Source organism: Desulfosporosinus sp. OT (assembly GCF_000224515.1).
Classification (GTDB): domain Bacteria; phylum Bacillota; class Desulfitobacteriia; order Desulfitobacteriales; family Desulfitobacteriaceae; genus Desulfosporosinus.
Genome location: NZ_AGAF01000214.1, coordinates 1 through 18,356, shown reverse-complemented (window position 1 = coordinate 18,356; position 18,356 = coordinate 1). Strand labels below are relative to the sequence as shown.

Genomic DNA, 18,356 nt, shown 5'->3' with positions numbered 1-18,356 from the left:
ATTGAGCAGGGGATTCTTTCACAGGTAAGTAAGAAAAAGAGAAGCTATTGGCTCAGTCGGGGAGCCAATAGCTTCTCTTTTTCTTACTTGGGATTTTACAAAGTTTACCCGAGAATCGGGACGTTGGGTTCAGTGTACCAAATGGAAATAACGGTCGAGGTTCCTGTGCTCTGAGCGATGTTGGTCACCTTAAGCCAGCTGTTGTCCTCTAACCATTGATTGACTTCCTTTTCTAAGATTCGAGAATCTGGGGAACTGAAAATCTTGACTTTCATCGCGTGCCTCGTCCTTTCAGCTAGGTATCTTTTTATCTATTACCTTTCATCTATATTCAATCATACGTGAGGTGCGAGAATTGTCAATATCAGGGCGCATTAATGAATCTTAACGTAAAACTCACAATATATTCACCTATCGCTCGCAAATGATCTGTATACTAAAGTTAGGTCAGGATGAAAAGAAAAATAGACCTGAGAGAAAGGATGTTTTATATGTTCGGGTTTCTACTAGTTTTGCTTTGCATTGGTGCCTATTTTCACTGTAAGCAGAAGGGCTGTCATTTTCATAAATTGGTAAATTCTCATCAAGATGCACTCGACATAGTTCGAATACGCTATGCACGAGGCGAGATTAGCTCCGAAGAATTTAACGAACGCCAAAATGCCTTAAAATAAGGGGGATTTAAAGATGATGTATGGTGGTAGTAATGTAATACGTGGTGGCGGTAATATAATGCATGGATTTGGTCCAGGTTTCATGGCAAGTGGATCTCATGGGTGGTTTGGATTGATCCCATTTGCTTGTCAGTTGATCTTTATGCTTGTTATTATTATTCTTGCTGTTATTGTCTTGAAACGGCACGGTAAAAAGGTTCGGGCCATTCATAAGCAAAATGATCCTGCTTTATTGATCCTTCGTGAACGATATGCTCAGGGGGAAATTGACACCGAGGAGTTTAACCGTCGGAAACAAGACCTTGCTATATAACAGAATTGATATATTGGTAACTAGTGTGACTCTCTATCAAAAGGAGGGTCGCACTTTTTTTAATTTTTTATACTAGGCAATTGATTTAAAGGGGGTCAATTGATATAATGACATATGAACATATAATCATACGTTGGAGGGAGATTGTGATGGTTGAAAGGATAGTAGACCTTGAAAATAACACAATGGCAGCTCTTGAGGAAACATCGGACAGTCCTGTCTGTGAGGTCTTGTGTATCCATAAGGAGTTGATCAAAGAGGTTGAGAAAACGCTCATTCCGGGAGAGCAAGTTAATAAATTAGCCGAGTTATTTAAAACTCTTGGAGATCCTACTCGGATTCGTATCATGGATGCCTTAGCGAAAGGTGAATTTTGTGTCTGTGATCTGGCTGAACTTTTGGAGTTAAGCCAGTCAGCCACGTCCCATCAATTACGTGTTCTGCGGAGCAACCATCTTGTGAAATACCGTCGGGAAGGGAAGATGGTGTTTTACTCTTTAGATGATGATCATGTCTTGGCACTTTATCGTGAGGGTATCGAGCACATTTTAGAAGGTCGTTCATAAATATAGTTGGAGGAGAAAAGCATGAGCACAACAACAAAGCTGCAACAAACGATTCAACTAAAAAACTCGAAGCAGACTGTCCAGGAAAAAATAAGCAGCCAGAAAAATGACCTAAAAGAAGATCGTGAGAAGAGGCTTAAGTATCGCTTGCATGGTTTGTGTTGTGCAAATTGTGCCATTAAAATAGAGAAGGCCTTTTGTGCTGAAGAAACGATTGGACAAACGACTTTGAACTTTGCTACCCAAACTGTTTTTTTACCTCCAGCTGCTCTCGATCTGGCACAACGAATCGTCGATAGAATTGAGCCGGGCGTAAAATTAAGACCTGTCAATCAGCGGGAAAGTAAGAATCTAGATCGGCAAGAAAACTCCCAACAGACTGAATGGAAAAGATTGCGGATGATCGTTGCTAGTGCATTATTCTTGTTTGGTTTAGCATTAACAACGCTCTGGACAAACTCTAGTTGGGTTTTAGAATATACCATCTATTTAACCGCCTATGGTTTAGTTGGCTATGAAGTGTTATATAGAGCTATGCGAAATATGGCACGCGGAGCGCTGTTTGACGAAAATTTTCTAATGTCATTGGCCACGCTTGGAGCAATTGGAATCCACCAATTACCTGAAGCAGTTGGAGTTATGCTCTTTTATACCATTGGTGAATATATTCAAGACTTGGCGGTTAATCGCTCTCGGCACTCGATTCAGGCTTTAATGAGCGTTCGACCTGATTATGCGAATCTGATTCACCAGTTAGATGTACTGAAAGTCGAACCAGAAGATGTCCAAGTCGGACAACAAATCCTGGTGCGGCCTGGGGAGCGGGTTCCACTGGACGGAGAAGTACTGAGGGGATCCTCGTTCGTGGATACTTCTGCTTTGACAGGAGAGTCGGTTCCTCGACAAGTTGAAGCTGGTGACGTCGTATTGTCTGGAATGATGAATACTAGTGGCGTGCTAACGGTTCAAGTGACTCGTCCCTATGCAGAGTCTTCCATGCAAAAAATCCTTGATCTTGTGGAAAATGCAAGTGCGCGCAAAGCACGGACTGAAAATTTTATTACGACGTTTTCGCGTTATTACACACCTGGAGTGGTGTTAACCGCTTTGGGAATCGCAATTATACCGCCTCTTCTTGGGGCAGGGTCATTTAGTCATTGGCTTTACCGCGCTTTAACGATTCTTGTTATTTCCTGCCCGTGTGCCTTAGTAATCTCAGTTCCCTTAGGGTATTTTGGTGGGATCGGTGGGGCCTCGCGGCACGGTATTCTTGTCAAAGGGGCTAATTTTCTTGAAGCTCTAACTCAGGTGAGGACGGTTGTTTTTGATAAGACCGGGACGTTAACTCAAGGGGTCTTTGAAGTAATAAAGCTTCAACCTTCAAAGGGATTTAGTCCGGAATATCTTATGGAAATCGCAGCAACGGCTGAAGTTCACTCCAATCATCCGATTGCCAAATCGATACGTCAGAATAACTCATCCCCCCTCGAAGTTGGGACACTTGAAGATTATAAGGAAATAAGTGGGGGAGGCATTCAAGCTAAGATTAAGGGACAAGAAGTTCTTGTCGGAAATGCTGCTCTTTTGCAGCAAGCCGGAATTTCGTTTACTGGGGATAGCGATCAGGAAAAGGCCGGAACTATCGTTCATGTTGCGGTATCAGGTCAATATGTGGGCTATATCCTGATTGCGGATCGTATAAAGTCTAATGCGAAGGATACAATCGAAGGGTTAAGTAAAGCAGGCATAAAAACTGTCATGCTGACGGGAGATCATCAAGGGGTTGCTCAAAAGGTGGCTAGTGACTTAGGGGTTAATGAATATTATGCGGATTTATTGCCGCAAGATAAGCTGGGTTGGCTGGAAAGACTCATGTCTGAAAGCGACCGCAAAGGGAAAGTCATCTTTGTTGGGGATGGAATTAATGATGCCCCAGTCTTGAAACGAGCGGACGTCGGGATCGCAATGGGTGGTTTAGGATCGGATGCAGCCATCGAAGCTGCTGACGTGGTTCTTATGCAAGATCAGCCAGCTAAACTTTTAACGGCAATTGACATTGCCCATTTTACGAAGAAGATCACTTGGCAAAACATTTTCTTCGCGTTAGGGATTAAACTAGGATTTATTCTGTTAGGGATCTTGGGAATGGCCAATATGTGGGAAGCAGTTTTCGCAGATGTCGGTGTGGCGCTGCTGGCTGTTCTCAATGCAACCCGCGTGCATCGGTATTCCAGCCCGTCGTTGACAAGCGTAGAGCCTTTCCTAGGGGAGGCCAGGTTGACTGCAAGATAAAGCAAAAATACGAGTTAGCGGAAAATTAAAGTTTAATTACAAACTGAGCGGCGTAGAAAGTGTCCTTCGGCTTATTATTTGGGGTGATTTCAATCATTAGATAATCCAGCGCGTGGAAGTTTGCTAAGGGGACCTGGATAGAAAAGTTCCCTTGATTATCAACACTAATATCATGGGCAGAGACGTTCCCGGAGGGGGTGGATATATAATAGCCCTTGCCCTGTGGTTTGGCAAAGAAATGCAGGTTATCCCAAGAAGGATCAGAATAAGAATGGGTTTGCATGAGTTGTTCTCGAGTCATGGGCTTAGGCAGTGATTCCCAAACCCCATAAATTCCTTGGATTTTATAACCTGGGTTGATCTTTCCTTTGAGGGTTATGGTAGAACCAGGTGTGGCCGTCAGGGGAGGCTGTGTTATGACAGAATAATTATTTGTGAATTCCTGGGCCATCGCCACACCGTATTTTCCGACCGCAAGGGCTACCCCTACTCCTGTGTGATGAGGATCCAAAATGTTTTGGCGATGTCCGTCATTGGGAGGTTGTTCGTTGATCATGGCGGATTGATGTTCAGAGACGATTGTTTTGAGTTGCTCTTTGGAAACGCCGTGAAAGCCACCTTCAAGCCAAAGCGTAACACTTTCGTTCTCATCCACTGCATCGAGTCCACCTGCTAAAGTGTACCGGTGCTGTGGTTTCTCCCCATCCATTCCCCAGTGGCTAATATAACCGTTATTTGCTTCTTCAAGGACATGTTGACGGGCTGATTTGGCAGCCGTCTCATCCCAGGTGACAATAGAAAGACCTGCTTTGAGGCGGTCTTCATTGATAAGGTCAACAACGACATGCTCAAGCTGAGTCATATCAGCGGGTGTAACTTTGGAAAATGGGGAAAGCGGCAGAGGAAGACCAATGAGCCCTTGTGGGACAGTGCTTGCATCAGATGAGGTTTGAGACTTAGGTTGAGACTGAGATTGAGACTGAGATTGAGGGGGAGCGATGTCCTTGGGTAAAGGTAAGGATGACCATATTTTGTTGCAGCCTAAGTTCAAGATGAGCAAACTTGACGTTATGACCCAGAGTAAACGTTTGAACACGGTGATCCTCCTATAGTAAGCATTTATATCTTCTAGATTACCCTACTAAACAAAAGATAGCCACCTTCCGATAAAACTAACCATTAGATAATAACGAACCCATGTAAAGTGCATGTATCGGGCACTCTGCATGGGTTCGTATTGGACTGATGTTCTATTCACAATTGGCTTAGAAATACGTTTACTCTTAGTTGAAGTAAGGACTTATTAATTAGATAGTTACATCATTTCCATAGTAAGCTGCTTTGTAAATTTCCATAATATCCTCCACAGATGGTTTTCTTGGATTCATGCCAGTGCAGGGATCACCTAACGCGGCTTCGGCAGTTTCTTGCAGCTCGGCTAAGAAACTAGCTTCGGATAAGCCTGCTTCTTTAAGGTTTGATGGAATACTAAACGATGCATTCATCTTTCGTAATGTTTCGACTAACGATGCAACGAGTTCTTGATCATTAGAACCAGCTAATCCTAGATTCCGAGCAATTTCCGCATAACGAGAGCCGGCCGTTTTAGCGTTATATTGAATTACAGGTGGCATCAGGATGGCATTGCACCGTCCGTGTGAAAGGGGGACCTTAGTGTTGCATTTGTGGGACATGCTATGCACGAGTCCCAAGATAGCGTTGCTAAAGGCAAGACCGGCAAAGTTTTGGGCAACATGCATTTTAGTCCTAGCTTCGATATTCTCGCCATTGTCATACGCTTTTGGCAGCCATTGAAAAATCATTTTAATCGATTCTATGGCAAAAAGATCGGTATAGTCGCTGGCCATGGTTGAAACATACGCTTCAAAAGAATGGGACAAGGCATCCATACCAGTATCTGCCGTGATGTTAGGAGGCATCGTCTTACAAATTTCTGGATCGACGATAGCAATGTCGGGTGTTATTTCATAAGAAGCTAAGGGGTATTTGATACCTGTTTGGTTATCAGTAATTACAGCTACACAGGTTACCTCAGTGCCAGTACCGCTAGTAGAAGGAATAGCAATAAATTTAGCTTTTTTGCGCAATTCGGGTATGGTAAAGGGATCTTTAATATCCTTGAATTTAAGATTGGGGTATTCATAGAAGACCCACATAGCTTTAGCGGCATCGATAGAAGAACAACCACCTAGGCCAATAATTAGGTCAGGTGCGAATTCCTTCATCTTTACTGTCCCACGATATACAGTGTCTATCGAAGGGTCACTTTCGACTCCGTCAAATACGGTGGACTCAATTCCCGCTTCTTTTAGATAACTTAGCACTTGGTCTAATACCCCGTTAGTTTTCATCGAACCTTTGCCCATTGAGATAAAAGCTTTAGAACCCTTAACTTGTTTCAGGTACTCTAACGTACCTGTTCCGAATACCACATCTCTCGGCATCCTAAACCACTGTAGAGACATTCCATTATTTCCCCCTCTTTACATATGATGACTTAATTGGGTATTTAAACCAATTAATTATACAAGTGTATTGCTTGAATTAGTATATATTCTAAAAATTTTAATAATTATGAAATTCAACGATTAATTTAAAAATAATTTTTAAATTCTTTAAGAACCTTCAGATGGACATTTTAGCGAGGCAAGCCCTTTGCACCAGATAAATGCTCTCAACATAAACTGGGATGGTACTTAACCTAGTATTAAAGATGGAACCGGTAAGAAGGAGGAATTTTAATGTATTCACACGTTAAATCAGAGCCTGCTCATAATCATGGGAGTGTCACGCATACGTCCTGTGACCAGGGACATGCACATCAATGCCTGGACATTACAGGGCCAGCTGTTCAGACAATGGTTGGAAGCCATGTTCATCACTCAGAAAGCTGGGTAATGTACGAACATGGACATTCTCATTACTATAAAGCGGTTTCCGGACCCGCGATTCCGTTACCCAATAACCAACATGTACATGATTGGGACTTTTATACTTCGGTTGATGCTGGACATTGTCATCATATTAGTGGTCCAGATATGCCTGCGCCGGGAATTTAGGTTGAAAAAAGACGGATCACAAGGTAATTAAGGACTGGCAGTACTGCTTTAACAAGTGACTGGGAAATTATAGGTAGTGTTATAAACACTAAAAATATTTTGAATGCTTTAATTCGGGGAGGAGTTCTGGGAAAGAAGCAGAATGTATGCAATAGTCAATCAAGAGGAGGTCGAATAAATAATGATTGTTGCACATGAGAGCGATGTCCAAGGGGTGAAACTTGAAGGGGATTCCCTGAAAAATGTCATTAAAAAAGTTCTTATTTCTCCCCAGGAAGGCTGGGAGGGGAATGTTATGCGGGTCTTCGAGTTAGAGGTCGACGGGTACACGCCCAAACACAGCCATGCATGGCCTCATATTAATTACATTTTAAATGGAAAAGGTATACTTCATTTGGATGGAATAGATCATCAGCTTGAAGCAGGTTCTTATGCTTACGTTCCAGGGAATAAGATACATCAGTTTTCAAACCAAGGAAATCAACCATTTACATTTATTTGTATTGTTCCGGAAGAGGGCGAACAGTAAAAAGTCTGTCAAAGTAAGGGGATCAGAAATTCATCGGTCACATAGCACGTATAAAGTAAATTAGTAATGGTGCATAGTGTAAAGCTAGAATGAATGGACACAATAAGAAAATTATAAGATGAAAGATTCATGTCATGGACATGAATCTTTTTGCCATAGCGAACTTCCATGCGAAGATTAGGTGCTTTAATACTAATATACTAAACTTGACTTATAGTATAGGGGGGTATACTATATTAATTAGCGAGGTGATTAAATGAATTCGGAAGAAAAAGTCCACTCATGTTCTCTCTGTCAGAGTGATGGCGAGAATCAAGGCGAACGGACGAGTCATCATGATGATAAAACGATTAAAGAACTTGTGACTCGAATGAATCGCATTGAAGGCCAAATACGGGGGATTAAGGGGATGATCGAACGTCACGTTTATTGTGATGATGTCTTAAATCAAATTGCCTCCGCACAATCTGCATTAGATGGAGCTGCCCGATTACTCCTGGAAAAACACATGAAATCCTGCGTTAAGGAACAACTTCAGGCCGGAGATGAACAGGTTGTCGATGAGGTCCTGAAAACTATATTTCGTATGATTCGATAGGGATGTCTTTTAGAATAAAAGCCTCGTTTAGGAGAGGATAAAAATGACAAAACAAGCGATTCGTGAGCAAAAAGAAATTCCAGTCTATGGAATGAGCTGTCAGCACTGTGTCAACCATGTCACTAAAATTTTAGAAAAATTTCCGAGTGTGGAGCAGGTCAGTGTGTCCTTAGACGATTCAAAGGCGACCTTTTATTGGGACCCTGATATGGTCAATTTGTCTGACATCCGTAAAGAAATTGAGGAAGCTGGTTATTCGCTGGAAAAGCTGGCCGATACTGAAGTGGAACAGGAGAAGTCTGAGGATATCTCAGAAGACTTTGTGAAACCGGGAGAATCAGAGGTTCCAGCCCCTAGCATTATTCCTATGACATCTTCCGCATCTAACGCAGAAGCGCAAAAGCAACAGTTTAAAATTAGTGGTATGACCTGTGCAAATTGCGCATTAACCATTGAAAAGGGTCTCCAAAAGATGCCCGGAGTTAAAGCAGTTGCCGTTAATTTTGCTTCGGAAAGATTAACAGTCGAAATGGACCCTGAATTGGTCGAGGAAGATGCCCTCCTTGCCAAGATCAAGGATCTGGGGTATACAGCTCAAAGTGAAAATGGAGGAAAGCAACAATTTAAAGTGAGTGGCATGACGTGTGCAAATTGTGCTCTGACAATTGAGAAAAAGCTGAAAGCCACCCAAGGTATTCAAAGCGTTGCTGTTAATTTCGCGAGCGAAACGGTCGCTGTAGAGTTTGATCCAAGTGTCGTCAATATGAAAAATATTTTCGAACTAGTGCGAGATGCTGGATATATCCCTATGGAGAATAAGGATGAAAACCAAGACGATCGAATTGCGATCAAACAGCGTAATTGGCTCATTTTTAGTGCAGTTCTGGCTTTGCCTATTATGCCTCTTATGTATCTCCCTATGTCGAGAACTGTAATGTATACGATCCTTGCTTTGGCAACTATTGTCCAGTTTACGGCTGGTTGGACATTCTATCGTGGAGCTTACCACGCCTTGAAAAACCGTTCAGCCAATATGGATGTTCTGGTTGCGTTGGGGATCACAGCTTCTTATGGGTATAGTTTGATGACGACGTTGCATATGTTCATTCCAACTATATTTTTCGAAGGACCTAATTTTTTTGATACATCTGCCTTGCTGATTACCTTTGTGCGCTTTGGAAAATACCTCGAAGCTAAAGCGAAAGGGCGGGCTGGTCAGGCATTAAAACGCCTGTTAGAGTTACAGGCTGATAAGGCCCACTTGCTTGTGAATGGTGAAGAAAAGGAAATAGCCGCGTCCGATTTGAAAATTGATGATATTGTCATCGTTAAATCTGGGGAAAGAATACCAGTAGACGGTGAAATTATCGAGGGACAAGCCAGTATAGACGAGGCGATGTTGACTGGAGAATCCATTCCTATCGACAAAGGCGTGGGGGCCCCTGTGATTGGGGCTACGATTAATCGTTCGGGAAGTATTAAAGTTAAGACAACCAAAACTGGTAAGGATACGGTGCTTTCAGGAATCATCAGAATGGTCGAAGATGCCCAAGGGGTAAAACCTCCGATTCAAAGACTAGCAGATACCATTTCTAATTACTTTGTCCCAACGGTTGTCTCTATAGCACTCATCACTTTTTTAGTATGGTATTTCGCGTTGCATAGTACGTTCGTTTTTGCCTTCACGGCTGCTATCGCTGTTTTAGTTGTCGCTTGTCCCTGTGCGTTGGGACTAGCTACTCCTACGGCGATCATGGTTGGCAGCGGGGTAGGATTAAACCGAGGTATCTTATTTAAATCGGCAGCGGTACTTGAAGGAATTGCTCACTTACAAGTTGTTGGGTTTGACAAAACGGGGACATTAACTAAAGGAACTCCGGAAGTGACCGAGATTGTACCCTATGCCTCCTATACGAAACAAGATGTTCTTAAAATTGCGGCAGCAGCTGAAAATCCCTCTATTCATCCGTTGGCCCAGGCGGTTGTCTTAAAGGCCAAGAAAGAACACCTGGCAATCCAAGATGTGGCGAATTACAGAGAAGAGGGAGGTTATGGTGTAACTTGCACCTTTGAAGGACAGCCATTGCTCATTGGAAATATTAAGCTGATGAACTTGCACAGCGTAAATGTCCAAGAAGCGGAAATAGATTTTCAGCGTCTGGCTGAATCGGGCAGAACAACTAGTTTTATTGCTTTAGGCGACCGCGTGATTGGGCTAATTGCCCTAGCAGATGTTATTAAAGAGAGCACAAAAGAAGCCATTAATCGACTACACCAGTTAGGTTTAAAGACATTCATGATTACGGGAGACAACAAAAAAATCGCTCATCTGGTCGGCGATCAGGTTGGGATTGATGAAGTTATTGCCGAAATCTTGCCACAAGATAAGATCAATATTATTAAGAAATATCAAGAACAAGGCTTTAAGGTGGCCATGGTGGGGGATGGGATTAATGACGCTCCGGCTTTAGCTCAATCCGATATTGGAATTGCTATCGGCTCAGGGACCGATGTTGCCAAGGAAACAGGGGATGTTGTTTTGGTTCGTAATGATCTCCTTGATGTGGAGAGGGCTATTCGTTTAGGGCGAAAAACACTCCATAAAATTAAGCAAAACCTTTTTTGGGCCTTAATTTACAATACCATCGGTATTCCAATTGCCGCTGGCATCCTGTATCCCTTAACCGGGAAGCTGTTACCGCCTGAGTGGGCAGGACTAGCCATGGCCTTCTCCTCTGTGTCTGTTGTGACCAGTTCTCTGATGTTGAGAAGGTATGACGAGAAACTGATAGATTAAATTTGTAGGGTTCTTTCAATAGGGTTAGTGAATGATAGCAAAGAACCATCCATTGTTTGTTTTTCTCTGAAGTTGCAACATGCTCCTTGAGAGGAAGGATATAAAACTTGTTATTTATGGAAGTTGTTTGTCACCTGGCCTTCGGCCTCTGACCTCTGACTTCTGATAAAGGAGGTGAAAAAAATGAGCCAAATCATTCTTAAGGTTGAAGGCATGACTTGTAACCATTGCAAAATGAGAGCTGAGAAAGCTCTGCAAGGGGTAAGTGGTGTTGAAAGCGTTAAAGTCGATCTTGCAGCCAAAGAAGCCGTTGTAACGGGTGACGCTGAACGGGCGAGTCTTGTTAAAGCTGTTGAAGATGCTGGGTATTCCGTTGTAGGATAACATACAACCGCACAATAATCTGTCTTAATCAAAGAGCCGCTTGCGGTTCTTTTTTTTGTTATTTTGCTTTGCTTCTTTACTATTATGCTGGAAATCATCATTTTACAAGGAGAATGAATACATCATCTTTGGATAAACTATGCTTGAGGTGATGATCATGCCCAGACACGATGGCAATAAAGATAAGAATGAAGAGTTAAAGAAGATTGAATTGACCCTTCGAAACATTCATAAAAACGAAGAGTTTTTAGCTGAAAATGCTGAAGAGCTTAGCTCACATCAAATCAAGGATGTTAAAGCTCAATTGGCCTCGAAGAAAAAACACCTGGAAGAAACCGATGGTACGATTAAATAGGAGCGACATGGCTCCTATTCTTTTTTTGATTTTACATTAGTAAAAATTACAATTCCGTAAGAACCCAATACTTTATAGTAAGGAGCACCAATGATTGGTTGGAGAATTATTAAGACAGGAATCGCAGTTGCCTTATGTATTTGGATTGCTGAATTATTTAAATTCCAGCACCCGTTTTATAGTGCCATTGCAGCCGTGATTGCAATGCAAGCTACGGTTGAAGGTTCATTAATATCGGGAGTTCACCGTATGCAAGGAACGATCGTTGGTGCCCTAACAGGTTATCTATTTGCACTGGTGGCTGTGCGAAGCCCCTTGTGGACAGGGTTAGGGCTAATTCTAACCATGGCAATTCTAAAATATTTAAAATGGCAAAAGGCAATGACAATTGCTTGTATAGTATTTATTGCCATTTCGGTTAATATCAAAGGCAAACCGTTAGATTATGCGTTTAATCGTATCATTGATACAGCTTTGGGAATTAGCGTAGCCTATTTAGTGAACCGTTTGGTTGCACCGCCTCGTCGGCGTGATGAGGACACTTCTTAACTTGTTCGTTTAAGATAGCCCTGAATATAATAAGAGGGATATCTTTCGATATCCCTCTTATTTGTAATCCGTATGTCCTTTTGGAAAACGGATTATTGTTAGATTTTGCTGCCACCTTTAAGATGTTCTTCGGCAAATTGAATCATCCGCTTAGTCATTTGGCCGCCAACAGAACCATTTTCGCGGCTTGTTCGGTCGCCCCCGAGTTGAAGGCCCATTTCATTTGCTACTTCATACTTGAATTGATCCAACTGTTGTGAGGCTCCTTGAGCTGCGGGTGTATTTGTGTTTCTTTCTCCTGCCATGATAGGTACCCTCCTTTAAATTTGTGTGTGTACTGGAACATTCTTATTATGTGTTAGAGTGATTTAATTAGTCAGGTAATTATTGCTACAAAATAGAGAGCTTACCTTATTTGGATGAGAAGGAAAACAATTAAAGGTCTTGCTTGTTAAGCAGAGACCTTTAAACGAATATAGTTTATCTCAAAATAATGGGTTAAGGGTTCACAGAATTTAGGTGTAATTTTTTAATATCAAATAGGCAAGAGCCATGCGTAGGTTGATTTTCCTTACTATAAGGTTTAAACTATTACTAGGATTTAACATATGAGAGATCAGTATAGGAGGCCGGAACGTGAGTTTGAAAATGAAGGAACCGGTGAACACTTGGACTCATTTCATTCCATTTGTGGGAGCGATTATTGGGCTGGTATTTTTAATATTAATTTGTAAAAACAATATTTCGAAACTCGTCATTATGACGATTTATGGGTTTAGTGTGATAGTGCTTTATGGGGCTAGCTCGGTCTATCATTGGGTTCAGACCACACCTCAGAGAGAGCTTCTCTTGAAGAGGTTAGATCATATAGCGATTTACTTTTTAATTGCTGGCTCCTATACACCAGTTTTTTATTACGGATTGGAAGGGGCATGGCGTTGGGCGATGCTCTCTGCAGTTTGGACTTTAGCCATTGTCGGAATGGCTTTGAAAATTTGGTTTATCCATGCACCTCGCTATGTTTCAGCTGCTTTTTATGTCTCGCTTGGCTGGATTGCGTTGGTTCCTTTCTTACAACTTATTAAACATTTACCGATCGGCGCAATAATTCTTATGGCCGTAGGTGGAGTAGCTTATACAATGGGTGCTGTTATATACGCAACTAAAATTTTTGATTTCTTTCCGAAACGCTTTGGTTTTCATGAAATATTCCATCTGTTTATTGCAACGGGCAGTATTTTGCATTTCATTATGATATTTATTTATATTGTACCAATGAAATAGGCTCTTTTTTTAAGGGTCATCCTCAGTACAACAAGTCATCGCTTCCTCTGCGCTGTAATCCCAGTGCACGAGCTTTATTATTCCAGGATAATATGTGTCAAATCCTTGTATACCGTTCCAAACAATATTTTGAATCTGATCTTTTGAAGGCTCCGCGTCAGCAAGGTCCAGGAATGTACGATACCGAATTTCTCCGTTATCCATATCCATTTCAAAATTACCATTGGCTAGTTCATAATTTACACGGTTCATAAATTCACATACTTCAAGACGCTTGGCATGTGGGATTTTCCTTTTGATGTGTGTGTTACATAGTAATGACTCTTGTTCCTCATCAACAAGCAGAAATACATGGAAGTCAGTGTTAACGCCAGAAATCTCAAGTTTGATGATTTCATTCTTTTGGTCAAAATCAAATTCCCAGCCGTCTTGGCTTAGAATATCAAACAGCGCCTCAAATAAAGACATGGCCCCATCCTCCTTTATCTGCGTTAGCTAAGTTAACAAATTCTACGTGAGATGATCAATTCCTTCTGATATTTGGAAGTGGACGCCATAAAATTGCTTAACAAAAGAGGGATATTTTGTAATGCGTTCAGATCAACTATCTGAGCGCTTTTCCATTTTTGAGATTGGTTTGCAAAATGATAGTTCGGGTCTTTTTGACTATTCACTTAAGAAGTGTTTAATAGTCTTGTAGAAAAATACGAAATCGATTGAGGAGATACATTGAGACATGGTATAATAAATTCTTACAATATTTGAAGTCTAATGTGTATATTGCGAATAGGATGTATGCAAAAGATAAGTTAAGGAGTTAAACAAATTGAACCAGACGGATTTAAATTTAGAAATTAATTCCCGCAAAACATTTGCTATCATCTCTCATCCTGATGCAGGAAAGACGACATTAACGGAAAAACTGCTTCTCTTTGGAGGCGCAATTCGAGAAGCTGGTTCGGTCAAAGCTAGAAAAGCGGAACGTTATGCTACGTCGGATTGGATGGAGCTTGAACGGCAGCGGGGTATTTCTATTACATCTAGCGCTCTCCAATTCAATTATCAGGGGTACGTCATTAACATCTTGGATACACCCGGTCACCAAGATTTCAGTGAAGACACCTACCGTACTCTGACGGCAGCCGACAGTGCAGTCATGTTGATTGACGCCGCCAAAGGGGTTGAAACTCAGACGAAAAAATTGTTTCACGTCTGCCGTAAACGAGGGATTCCGATTTTTACATTTATTAATAAATTTGATCGTAATGCGAAAGATCCTCTGGATTTGATGGATGAAGTGGAAAAGGTTCTTGGGATTGAATCGTATGCCATGAATTGGCCGATTGGTATGGGTCCAGATTTTAAAGGGATTTATGACCGACGTACAGGGCAGGTCGAGCGATTTATTGAAGGAAATAAAAAGTCCATAGCCAGCGCTAAACCACTTGTATCCGGGGCCCTCAGTAATCCAAATGTACAGGAGGGTATTGGAGAGGTCCTTCTTAACCAGCTTAATGATGAAATAGAACTTTTAGATTTGGCTGGAAATGCTTTCTCTCAGGAACGAGTAGATCATGGAGAGGTGACGCCAGTCTTTTTTGGGAGTGCACTCAATAACTTTGGTGTCCCCAACTTTTTGCACAGTTTTCTAGAGCTCGCACCCGCCCCACAACCTCGCAGTACGAATATGGGCGAGTTAGATCCAGCGACCCCAAGTTTTTCTGGGTATATCTTCAAAATTCAAGCTAACATGAATGCTCAGCACCGCGATCGCATTGCGTTTATCCGGATTTGTTCAGGTCGCTATGAACGAGGCATGAATGTGATTCATACGCGTTCCCATCGTCGGCTCCGGCTCGCCCAGCCTCAGCAGTTGTTTGCCCAAGAACGAACTATTCTCGATGAGGCGTATGCTGGCGATATTATAGGAGTTCATGATAGTGGACTATTACGAATTGGGGATGTTCTCACTGAAAAAGACGGACTTCAGTTTGAAGCCATGCCTTTCTTCAGTCCGGAAAACTTTGCTCGCATCAATATCTCGAATGCCTTAAAGCGCAAACAATTTATCAAAGGGATTCAAGAACTACAAGAAGAGGGAGCTATCCATGTTTTTCGTGATCTCCATGTGGGAGTAGAGGCTCCGATTATCGGTGTTGTCGGACAATTACAGTTTGAAGTGCTAGAATATCGATTGCGTGAAGAATATGGTGTTCAGGTTAATATTCAACAGCTTCCTTTTGAAATTGTGCGTTGGGTTGAGAAAAACGAAAAGACGATTAAGCTTCTTACAGAGTCCAGCATGAGTACGGTAGTAATGGATAAAGATGAAAATTATGCCGTTTTGTTATTGGATGAATGGAAGGCGAAATGGTTAAGTGAACGTTATGAAATCGAATTCTATATCCAACCACAAGATTATGTATCGACTGCAAAATAACGATCAGTGCTCTCTGATTTCCAAGTATTACCTTTTGAAATATTTTGCTTTTAACACGAAAGCCCGGGATAATCCCGGGCTTTCGTGTTTTCATGAAGTAATTTAATTAAAAAATCTACGCCAAAGCACAAATCCACGGTGTGCTGGCGTAGACAAAGGGAATGAAGGGGGATTAAGTGGAGTCGGAAGCGTTTAGAAGGTAAAGCATTAAGCGCAATACCACAATCTGGGCACTGAAAGTAGGTTGGGGGATATGAAACTGAGCTACTTGAAATCCTATAATTAAGTAGGTTGCATATTTAGATGCTGCTACTTCTTACACTCTATAATATCTTAGTAGTATTATACTACAGTTGAGTCAAAAGACAACATTTGTTCTGAAGATTATAATAACTTAAGAAATTAATATAACAACAACAATGCTTAAAATGGGGATACTCAAGAGTCTTCAGTTAACTTCATTTAATGGTTGAGTACTAAATGTATGATCTAAGAAGATGTGCCCGCCAATGGTGTCTCCAAATTCACCATTGATCAGTATACGCACGCCATTAATTCCAGGAATTTGCGTCATCGACCAGACGATAGACTTGATAGTCATATCTTCTTCTAAAGCTCCCCCAGGGAAATCGTCCTGGATATCCTTACTTAAATTAATAGTTGCTATACCCTTTTGAATAGTTAAAGAAAGGATTTTTGTTTTTAGGGCAAGCGTGCGCGTATTTGTGACCCCCTGAGGGCCTTTAAGGAGTTCACCCAAAATGAGGTTTGCTTTTTGGGTAAGGTTTAGTTTTGCCCATACTGATTGACAAATTTGGCGATCTTCTGGAACGAGGCTTTCTAGATCAGAGTTTAAAAAGTAGAGTTTATAGGTATCGTTGCCAGCAGAGGGGGGACCTTCTTGTGATGATACTGTTTGCACGATTTCGCGTACTCCTAGCGGGAAGTCCTTGAAGTATTGATCAATTCCTGTCCCAATAGCTTCAGCTATCAAGTCTCGGTAGCTGTTCGATAACAATAGTTTTCTTTCCCGGGGATTGGAGATGAATCCGACTTCTACGATCACAGCCGGCATTTTCGTTTGGTTGATAAGGTAATAGTCACCCGCTTTAGCTTTGCGTTTGTTATCAGATTGAAGGCGAGTGAGCTGCTCTTGAATAAGTTCTGCCAATGCTTTGCCCGTTGCAGATTTTAAATGGTAATAGGTTTCCATCCCATAGGTATTTCGTCGAGGAAAACTATTAGTATGCACACTAATAAATAAATCGGCGTTATTTTTCGAAGCTAAATTAATTCTTTGGTTCAATTCTGCTCGTTTTGCCATACGTCCTTGGACAAATCCCGGAAGAAAAAAATCCTTATCCACTTCGCGAGTCAGAATAACTTTGCAGCCTTTAGATTCCAAAACCTTACGTAAACGTAGAGAAATATCTAAATTTATGTCTTTTTCTTTGAGTCCTGAATTCTGTGCTCCTGGGTCGGCTCCTCCGTGTCCAGGATCGATGACAATAATTTTATTCTTTAGGTCGGAAGAGAATACAGAGTTTAATCTAAGTGACCCGGCTCCAATTAATAAAATAAGTAATGTTATGATAGCGCCTAAAAACCAGGTTTTTCGAATAAATAGAACGATCGGCCGCTGGAACATTCTGCAGCACGCTCCTCTCGCGAAGTTTATCACTTATGTATATTGTGTGAAGGTGCATAGTAAACATAAATTTAGAAAAGAAATTGTTTTACACCAAGAATACTTTGTGATGGAGGGTTGGGTGCATATGGTTTTAGTTTGGATTGTTGTTTCTATGGTGGTAGTTTTGTTGAATATTCCATTTGGATATTGGCGAGAGAATGTTAACAAGTTCTCATGGCAATGGCTTCTAGCCGTTCATTTTTCGGTGCCTGTAATTGTTTTTCTACGTATCTGGCTAGGCCTTGGATGGCACTGGACGACATTTCCCATACTAGTTGGAGCTTACTTTTGTGGGCAATTAATAGGAGCAAAGTGGCAGCGACTTTGGAGGAAGTCGATGAGGGTAAGTGGTTGTTTGCCTTACGATATAGTACGGTGTCGATGGATTATTTTAATATCTCGCTAAACATGGTATCTGTATAATATATTGCTAACAAATCATTTTTTTAGAAAAGTTTTTTAAAATTAAGTAGAAAAGGTGAATAAAAAGCAGGATCTTATGAAATAATAGTTGACATCATATAGTGAAAATGGTACTATAACTGAGCGCCACAAAGACGCACAACGATTGAACAAGTAAGGGGTAGAAACCTCGAGCTAGTCAATCTGGATCAGGCAAATTAGTCATTGACAGCGCAAGTTGAAAATGCTAAGATAAAGATCCGGTCCAAGTGGCTAAGAAAAACCTGCAGCCAGCCATCCTGCAAGATGGTTAATACGTGTCGAAGACAGTGTCTTCGGGCGCTGCTCTGACCTTGAACATCCCTGTTCAAGTCATGGTCTTTGGTCGCTCCTGGACATCCAT

The 18,356-nt window shown here is 41.6% G+C and carries 20 protein-coding genes; 13 read left to right on the top strand and 7 right to left on the bottom strand.

Annotation, left to right across the window (positions count from 1 at the left end; all coding sequences use genetic code 11):
- Positions 1 to 104: 104 nt before the first annotated feature.
- Positions 105 to 275 carry a hypothetical protein gene (locus DOT_RS31135; protein WP_009622725.1) on the bottom strand — a complete coding sequence of 57 codons (171 nt, stop codon included), beginning with the start codon at positions 273 to 275 and terminating at the stop codon, positions 105 to 107.
- 412 nt (positions 276 to 687) lie between these two features.
- Between DOT_RS31135 and DOT_RS19955 the strand changes: the two genes are divergently transcribed.
- The 3 genes from DOT_RS19955 to DOT_RS19945 all read left to right on the top strand — a co-directional run bounded on the left by DOT_RS19955 (position 688) and on the right by DOT_RS19945 (position 3,845).
- Entirely contained in the window at positions 688 to 987 is a 300-nt protein-coding gene (locus DOT_RS19955) for an SHOCT domain-containing protein (protein ID WP_009622721.1), read from the top strand.
- Between the two features lie 149 nt (positions 988 to 1,136).
- Positions 1,137 to 1,553 (top strand): metalloregulator ArsR/SmtB family transcription factor, encoded by a 417-nt coding sequence (locus DOT_RS19950; protein ID WP_009622720.1) that lies wholly within the window; start codon positions 1,137 to 1,139, stop codon positions 1,551 to 1,553.
- A 21-nt stretch (positions 1,554 to 1,574) separates the two neighbouring features.
- Positions 1,575 to 3,845, top strand: coding sequence for a heavy metal translocating P-type ATPase (locus tag DOT_RS19945; RefSeq protein WP_009622719.1), 2,271 nt, complete (start codon positions 1,575 to 1,577; stop codon positions 3,843 to 3,845).
- A gap of 25 nt (positions 3,846 to 3,870) precedes the next feature.
- On the opposite strand, the gene DOT_RS19940 is transcribed toward DOT_RS19945, so the two are convergent.
- Positions 3,871 to 4,941, bottom strand: coding sequence for a CAP domain-containing protein (locus DOT_RS19940; protein ID WP_040413040.1), 1,071 nt, complete (start codon positions 4,939 to 4,941; stop codon positions 3,871 to 3,873).
- Positions 4,942 to 5,152: 211 nt separating this feature from the next.
- Positions 5,153 to 6,331 carry an iron-containing alcohol dehydrogenase gene (locus DOT_RS19935; protein ID WP_009622716.1) on the bottom strand — a complete coding sequence of 393 codons (1,179 nt, stop codon included), beginning with the start codon at positions 6,329 to 6,331 and terminating at the stop codon, positions 5,153 to 5,155.
- A 276-nt stretch (positions 6,332 to 6,607) separates the two neighbouring features.
- Between DOT_RS19935 and DOT_RS19930 the strand changes: the two genes are divergently transcribed.
- The 7 genes from DOT_RS19930 to DOT_RS19900 all read left to right on the top strand — a co-directional run bounded on the left by DOT_RS19930 (position 6,608) and on the right by DOT_RS19900 (position 12,137).
- Positions 6,608 to 6,925, top strand: coding sequence for a YmaF family protein (locus DOT_RS19930; protein ID WP_040413038.1), 318 nt, complete (start codon positions 6,608 to 6,610; stop codon positions 6,923 to 6,925).
- Between the two features lie 181 nt (positions 6,926 to 7,106).
- Positions 7,107 to 7,454: a cupin domain-containing protein gene (locus DOT_RS19925; RefSeq protein WP_009622714.1), complete on the top strand. Its 348-nt coding sequence runs from the start codon at positions 7,107 to 7,109 to the stop codon at positions 7,452 to 7,454.
- Between the two features lie 256 nt (positions 7,455 to 7,710).
- Positions 7,711 to 8,052: a metal-sensitive transcriptional regulator gene (locus tag DOT_RS19920; protein WP_009622713.1), complete on the top strand. Its 342-nt coding sequence runs from the start codon at positions 7,711 to 7,713 to the stop codon at positions 8,050 to 8,052.
- 43 nt (positions 8,053 to 8,095) lie between these two features.
- Positions 8,096 to 10,849: a heavy metal translocating P-type ATPase gene (locus DOT_RS19915; protein WP_009622712.1), complete on the top strand. Its 2,754-nt coding sequence runs from the start codon at positions 8,096 to 8,098 to the stop codon at positions 10,847 to 10,849.
- 183 nt (positions 10,850 to 11,032) lie between these two features.
- Positions 11,033 to 11,233: a cation transporter gene (locus tag DOT_RS19910; RefSeq protein ID WP_009622711.1), complete on the top strand. Its 201-nt coding sequence runs from the start codon at positions 11,033 to 11,035 to the stop codon at positions 11,231 to 11,233.
- A 157-nt stretch (positions 11,234 to 11,390) separates the two neighbouring features.
- Positions 11,391 to 11,588 carry a hypothetical protein gene (locus DOT_RS19905; protein ID WP_009622710.1) on the top strand — a complete coding sequence of 66 codons (198 nt, stop codon included), beginning with the start codon at positions 11,391 to 11,393 and terminating at the stop codon, positions 11,586 to 11,588.
- 90 nt (positions 11,589 to 11,678) lie between these two features.
- Positions 11,679 to 12,137: an aromatic acid exporter family protein gene (locus tag DOT_RS19900; protein WP_009622709.1), complete on the top strand. Its 459-nt coding sequence runs from the start codon at positions 11,679 to 11,681 to the stop codon at positions 12,135 to 12,137.
- Positions 12,138 to 12,235: 98 nt separating this feature from the next.
- Here the strand turns inward: DOT_RS19900 and DOT_RS19895 are convergent, their stop codons facing one another.
- Positions 12,236 to 12,442 (bottom strand): alpha/beta-type small acid-soluble spore protein, encoded by a 207-nt coding sequence (locus DOT_RS19895; protein WP_009622708.1) that lies wholly within the window; start codon positions 12,440 to 12,442, stop codon positions 12,236 to 12,238.
- 331 nt (positions 12,443 to 12,773) lie between these two features.
- On the opposite strand from DOT_RS19895, the gene DOT_RS19890 reads away from it, so the two are divergent.
- On the top strand, positions 12,774 to 13,421 hold the full coding sequence (locus DOT_RS19890) for a hemolysin III family protein (RefSeq protein ID WP_009622707.1): 648 nt from the start codon (positions 12,774 to 12,776) through the stop codon (positions 13,419 to 13,421).
- Positions 13,422 to 13,430: 9 nt separating this feature from the next.
- On the opposite strand, the gene DOT_RS19885 is transcribed toward DOT_RS19890, so the two are convergent.
- Positions 13,431 to 13,889, bottom strand: a complete 459-nt coding sequence (locus tag DOT_RS19885) for a YbjN domain-containing protein (protein WP_009622706.1) — start codon at positions 13,887 to 13,889, stop codon at positions 13,431 to 13,433.
- Between the two features lie 358 nt (positions 13,890 to 14,247).
- Between DOT_RS19885 and DOT_RS19880 the strand changes: the two genes are divergently transcribed.
- Positions 14,248 to 15,861 carry a peptide chain release factor 3 gene (locus DOT_RS19880; RefSeq protein WP_009622705.1) on the top strand — a complete coding sequence of 538 codons (1,614 nt, stop codon included), beginning with the start codon at positions 14,248 to 14,250 and terminating at the stop codon, positions 15,859 to 15,861.
- A 448-nt stretch (positions 15,862 to 16,309) separates the two neighbouring features.
- Here the strand turns inward: DOT_RS19880 and DOT_RS19875 are convergent, their stop codons facing one another.
- A complete protein-coding gene (locus DOT_RS19875) occupies positions 16,310 to 17,509 on the bottom strand; it encodes an N-acetylmuramoyl-L-alanine amidase (protein WP_009622704.1) in 1,200 nt (399 codons plus the stop codon).
- Positions 17,510 to 17,725: 216 nt separating this feature from the next.
- Between DOT_RS19875 and DOT_RS19870 the strand changes: the two genes are divergently transcribed.
- A complete protein-coding gene (locus DOT_RS19870; protein WP_157998500.1) occupies positions 17,726 to 17,974 on the top strand; it encodes a hypothetical protein in 249 nt (82 codons plus the stop codon).
- 197 nt (positions 17,975 to 18,171) lie between these two features.
- On the opposite strand, the gene DOT_RS31460 is transcribed toward DOT_RS19870, so the two are convergent.
- Positions 18,172 to 18,356: hypothetical protein (locus DOT_RS31460; RefSeq protein WP_207637058.1), on the bottom strand; the 185-nt coding region annotated here is incomplete at its 5' end.

Bases quoted from the DNA above. Each gene is read 5' to 3' on its own strand.
- DOT_RS19915 (WP_009622712.1), top strand. From the start codon at position 8,096: ATGACAAAACAAGCGATTCGTGAGCAAAAAGAAATTCCAGTCTATGGA.
- DOT_RS19910 (WP_009622711.1), top strand. From the start codon at position 11,033: ATGAGCCAAATCATTCTTAAGGTTGAAGGCATGACTTGTAACCATTGC.
- DOT_RS19895 (WP_009622708.1), bottom strand. From the start codon at position 12,442: ATGGCAGGAGAAAGAAACACAAATACACCCGCAGCTCAAGGAGCCTCA.
- DOT_RS31135 (WP_009622725.1), bottom strand. From the start codon at position 275: ATGAAAGTCAAGATTTTCAGTTCCCCAGATTCTCGAATCTTAGAAAAG.
- DOT_RS19870 (WP_157998500.1), top strand. From the start codon at position 17,726: ATGGCAATGGCTTCTAGCCGTTCATTTTTCGGTGCCTGTAATTGTTTT.
- DOT_RS19905 (WP_009622710.1), top strand. From the start codon at position 11,391: ATGCCCAGACACGATGGCAATAAAGATAAGAATGAAGAGTTAAAGAAG.
- DOT_RS19955 (WP_009622721.1), top strand. From the start codon at position 688: ATGATGTATGGTGGTAGTAATGTAATACGTGGTGGCGGTAATATAATG.
- DOT_RS19900 (WP_009622709.1), top strand. From the start codon at position 11,679: ATGATTGGTTGGAGAATTATTAAGACAGGAATCGCAGTTGCCTTATGT.
- DOT_RS19885 (WP_009622706.1), bottom strand. From the start codon at position 13,889: ATGTCTTTATTTGAGGCGCTGTTTGATATTCTAAGCCAAGACGGCTGG.
- DOT_RS19950 (WP_009622720.1), top strand. From the start codon at position 1,137: ATGGTTGAAAGGATAGTAGACCTTGAAAATAACACAATGGCAGCTCTT.
- DOT_RS19935 (WP_009622716.1), bottom strand. From the start codon at position 6,331: ATGTCTCTACAGTGGTTTAGGATGCCGAGAGATGTGGTATTCGGAACA.
- DOT_RS19875 (WP_009622704.1), bottom strand. From the start codon at position 17,509: ATGTTCCAGCGGCCGATCGTTCTATTTATTCGAAAAACCTGGTTTTTA.
- DOT_RS19925 (WP_009622714.1), top strand. From the start codon at position 7,107: ATGATTGTTGCACATGAGAGCGATGTCCAAGGGGTGAAACTTGAAGGG.
- DOT_RS19945 (WP_009622719.1), top strand. From the start codon at position 1,575: ATGAGCACAACAACAAAGCTGCAACAAACGATTCAACTAAAAAACTCG.
- DOT_RS19930 (WP_040413038.1), top strand. From the start codon at position 6,608: ATGTATTCACACGTTAAATCAGAGCCTGCTCATAATCATGGGAGTGTC.
- DOT_RS19920 (WP_009622713.1), top strand. From the start codon at position 7,711: ATGAATTCGGAAGAAAAAGTCCACTCATGTTCTCTCTGTCAGAGTGAT.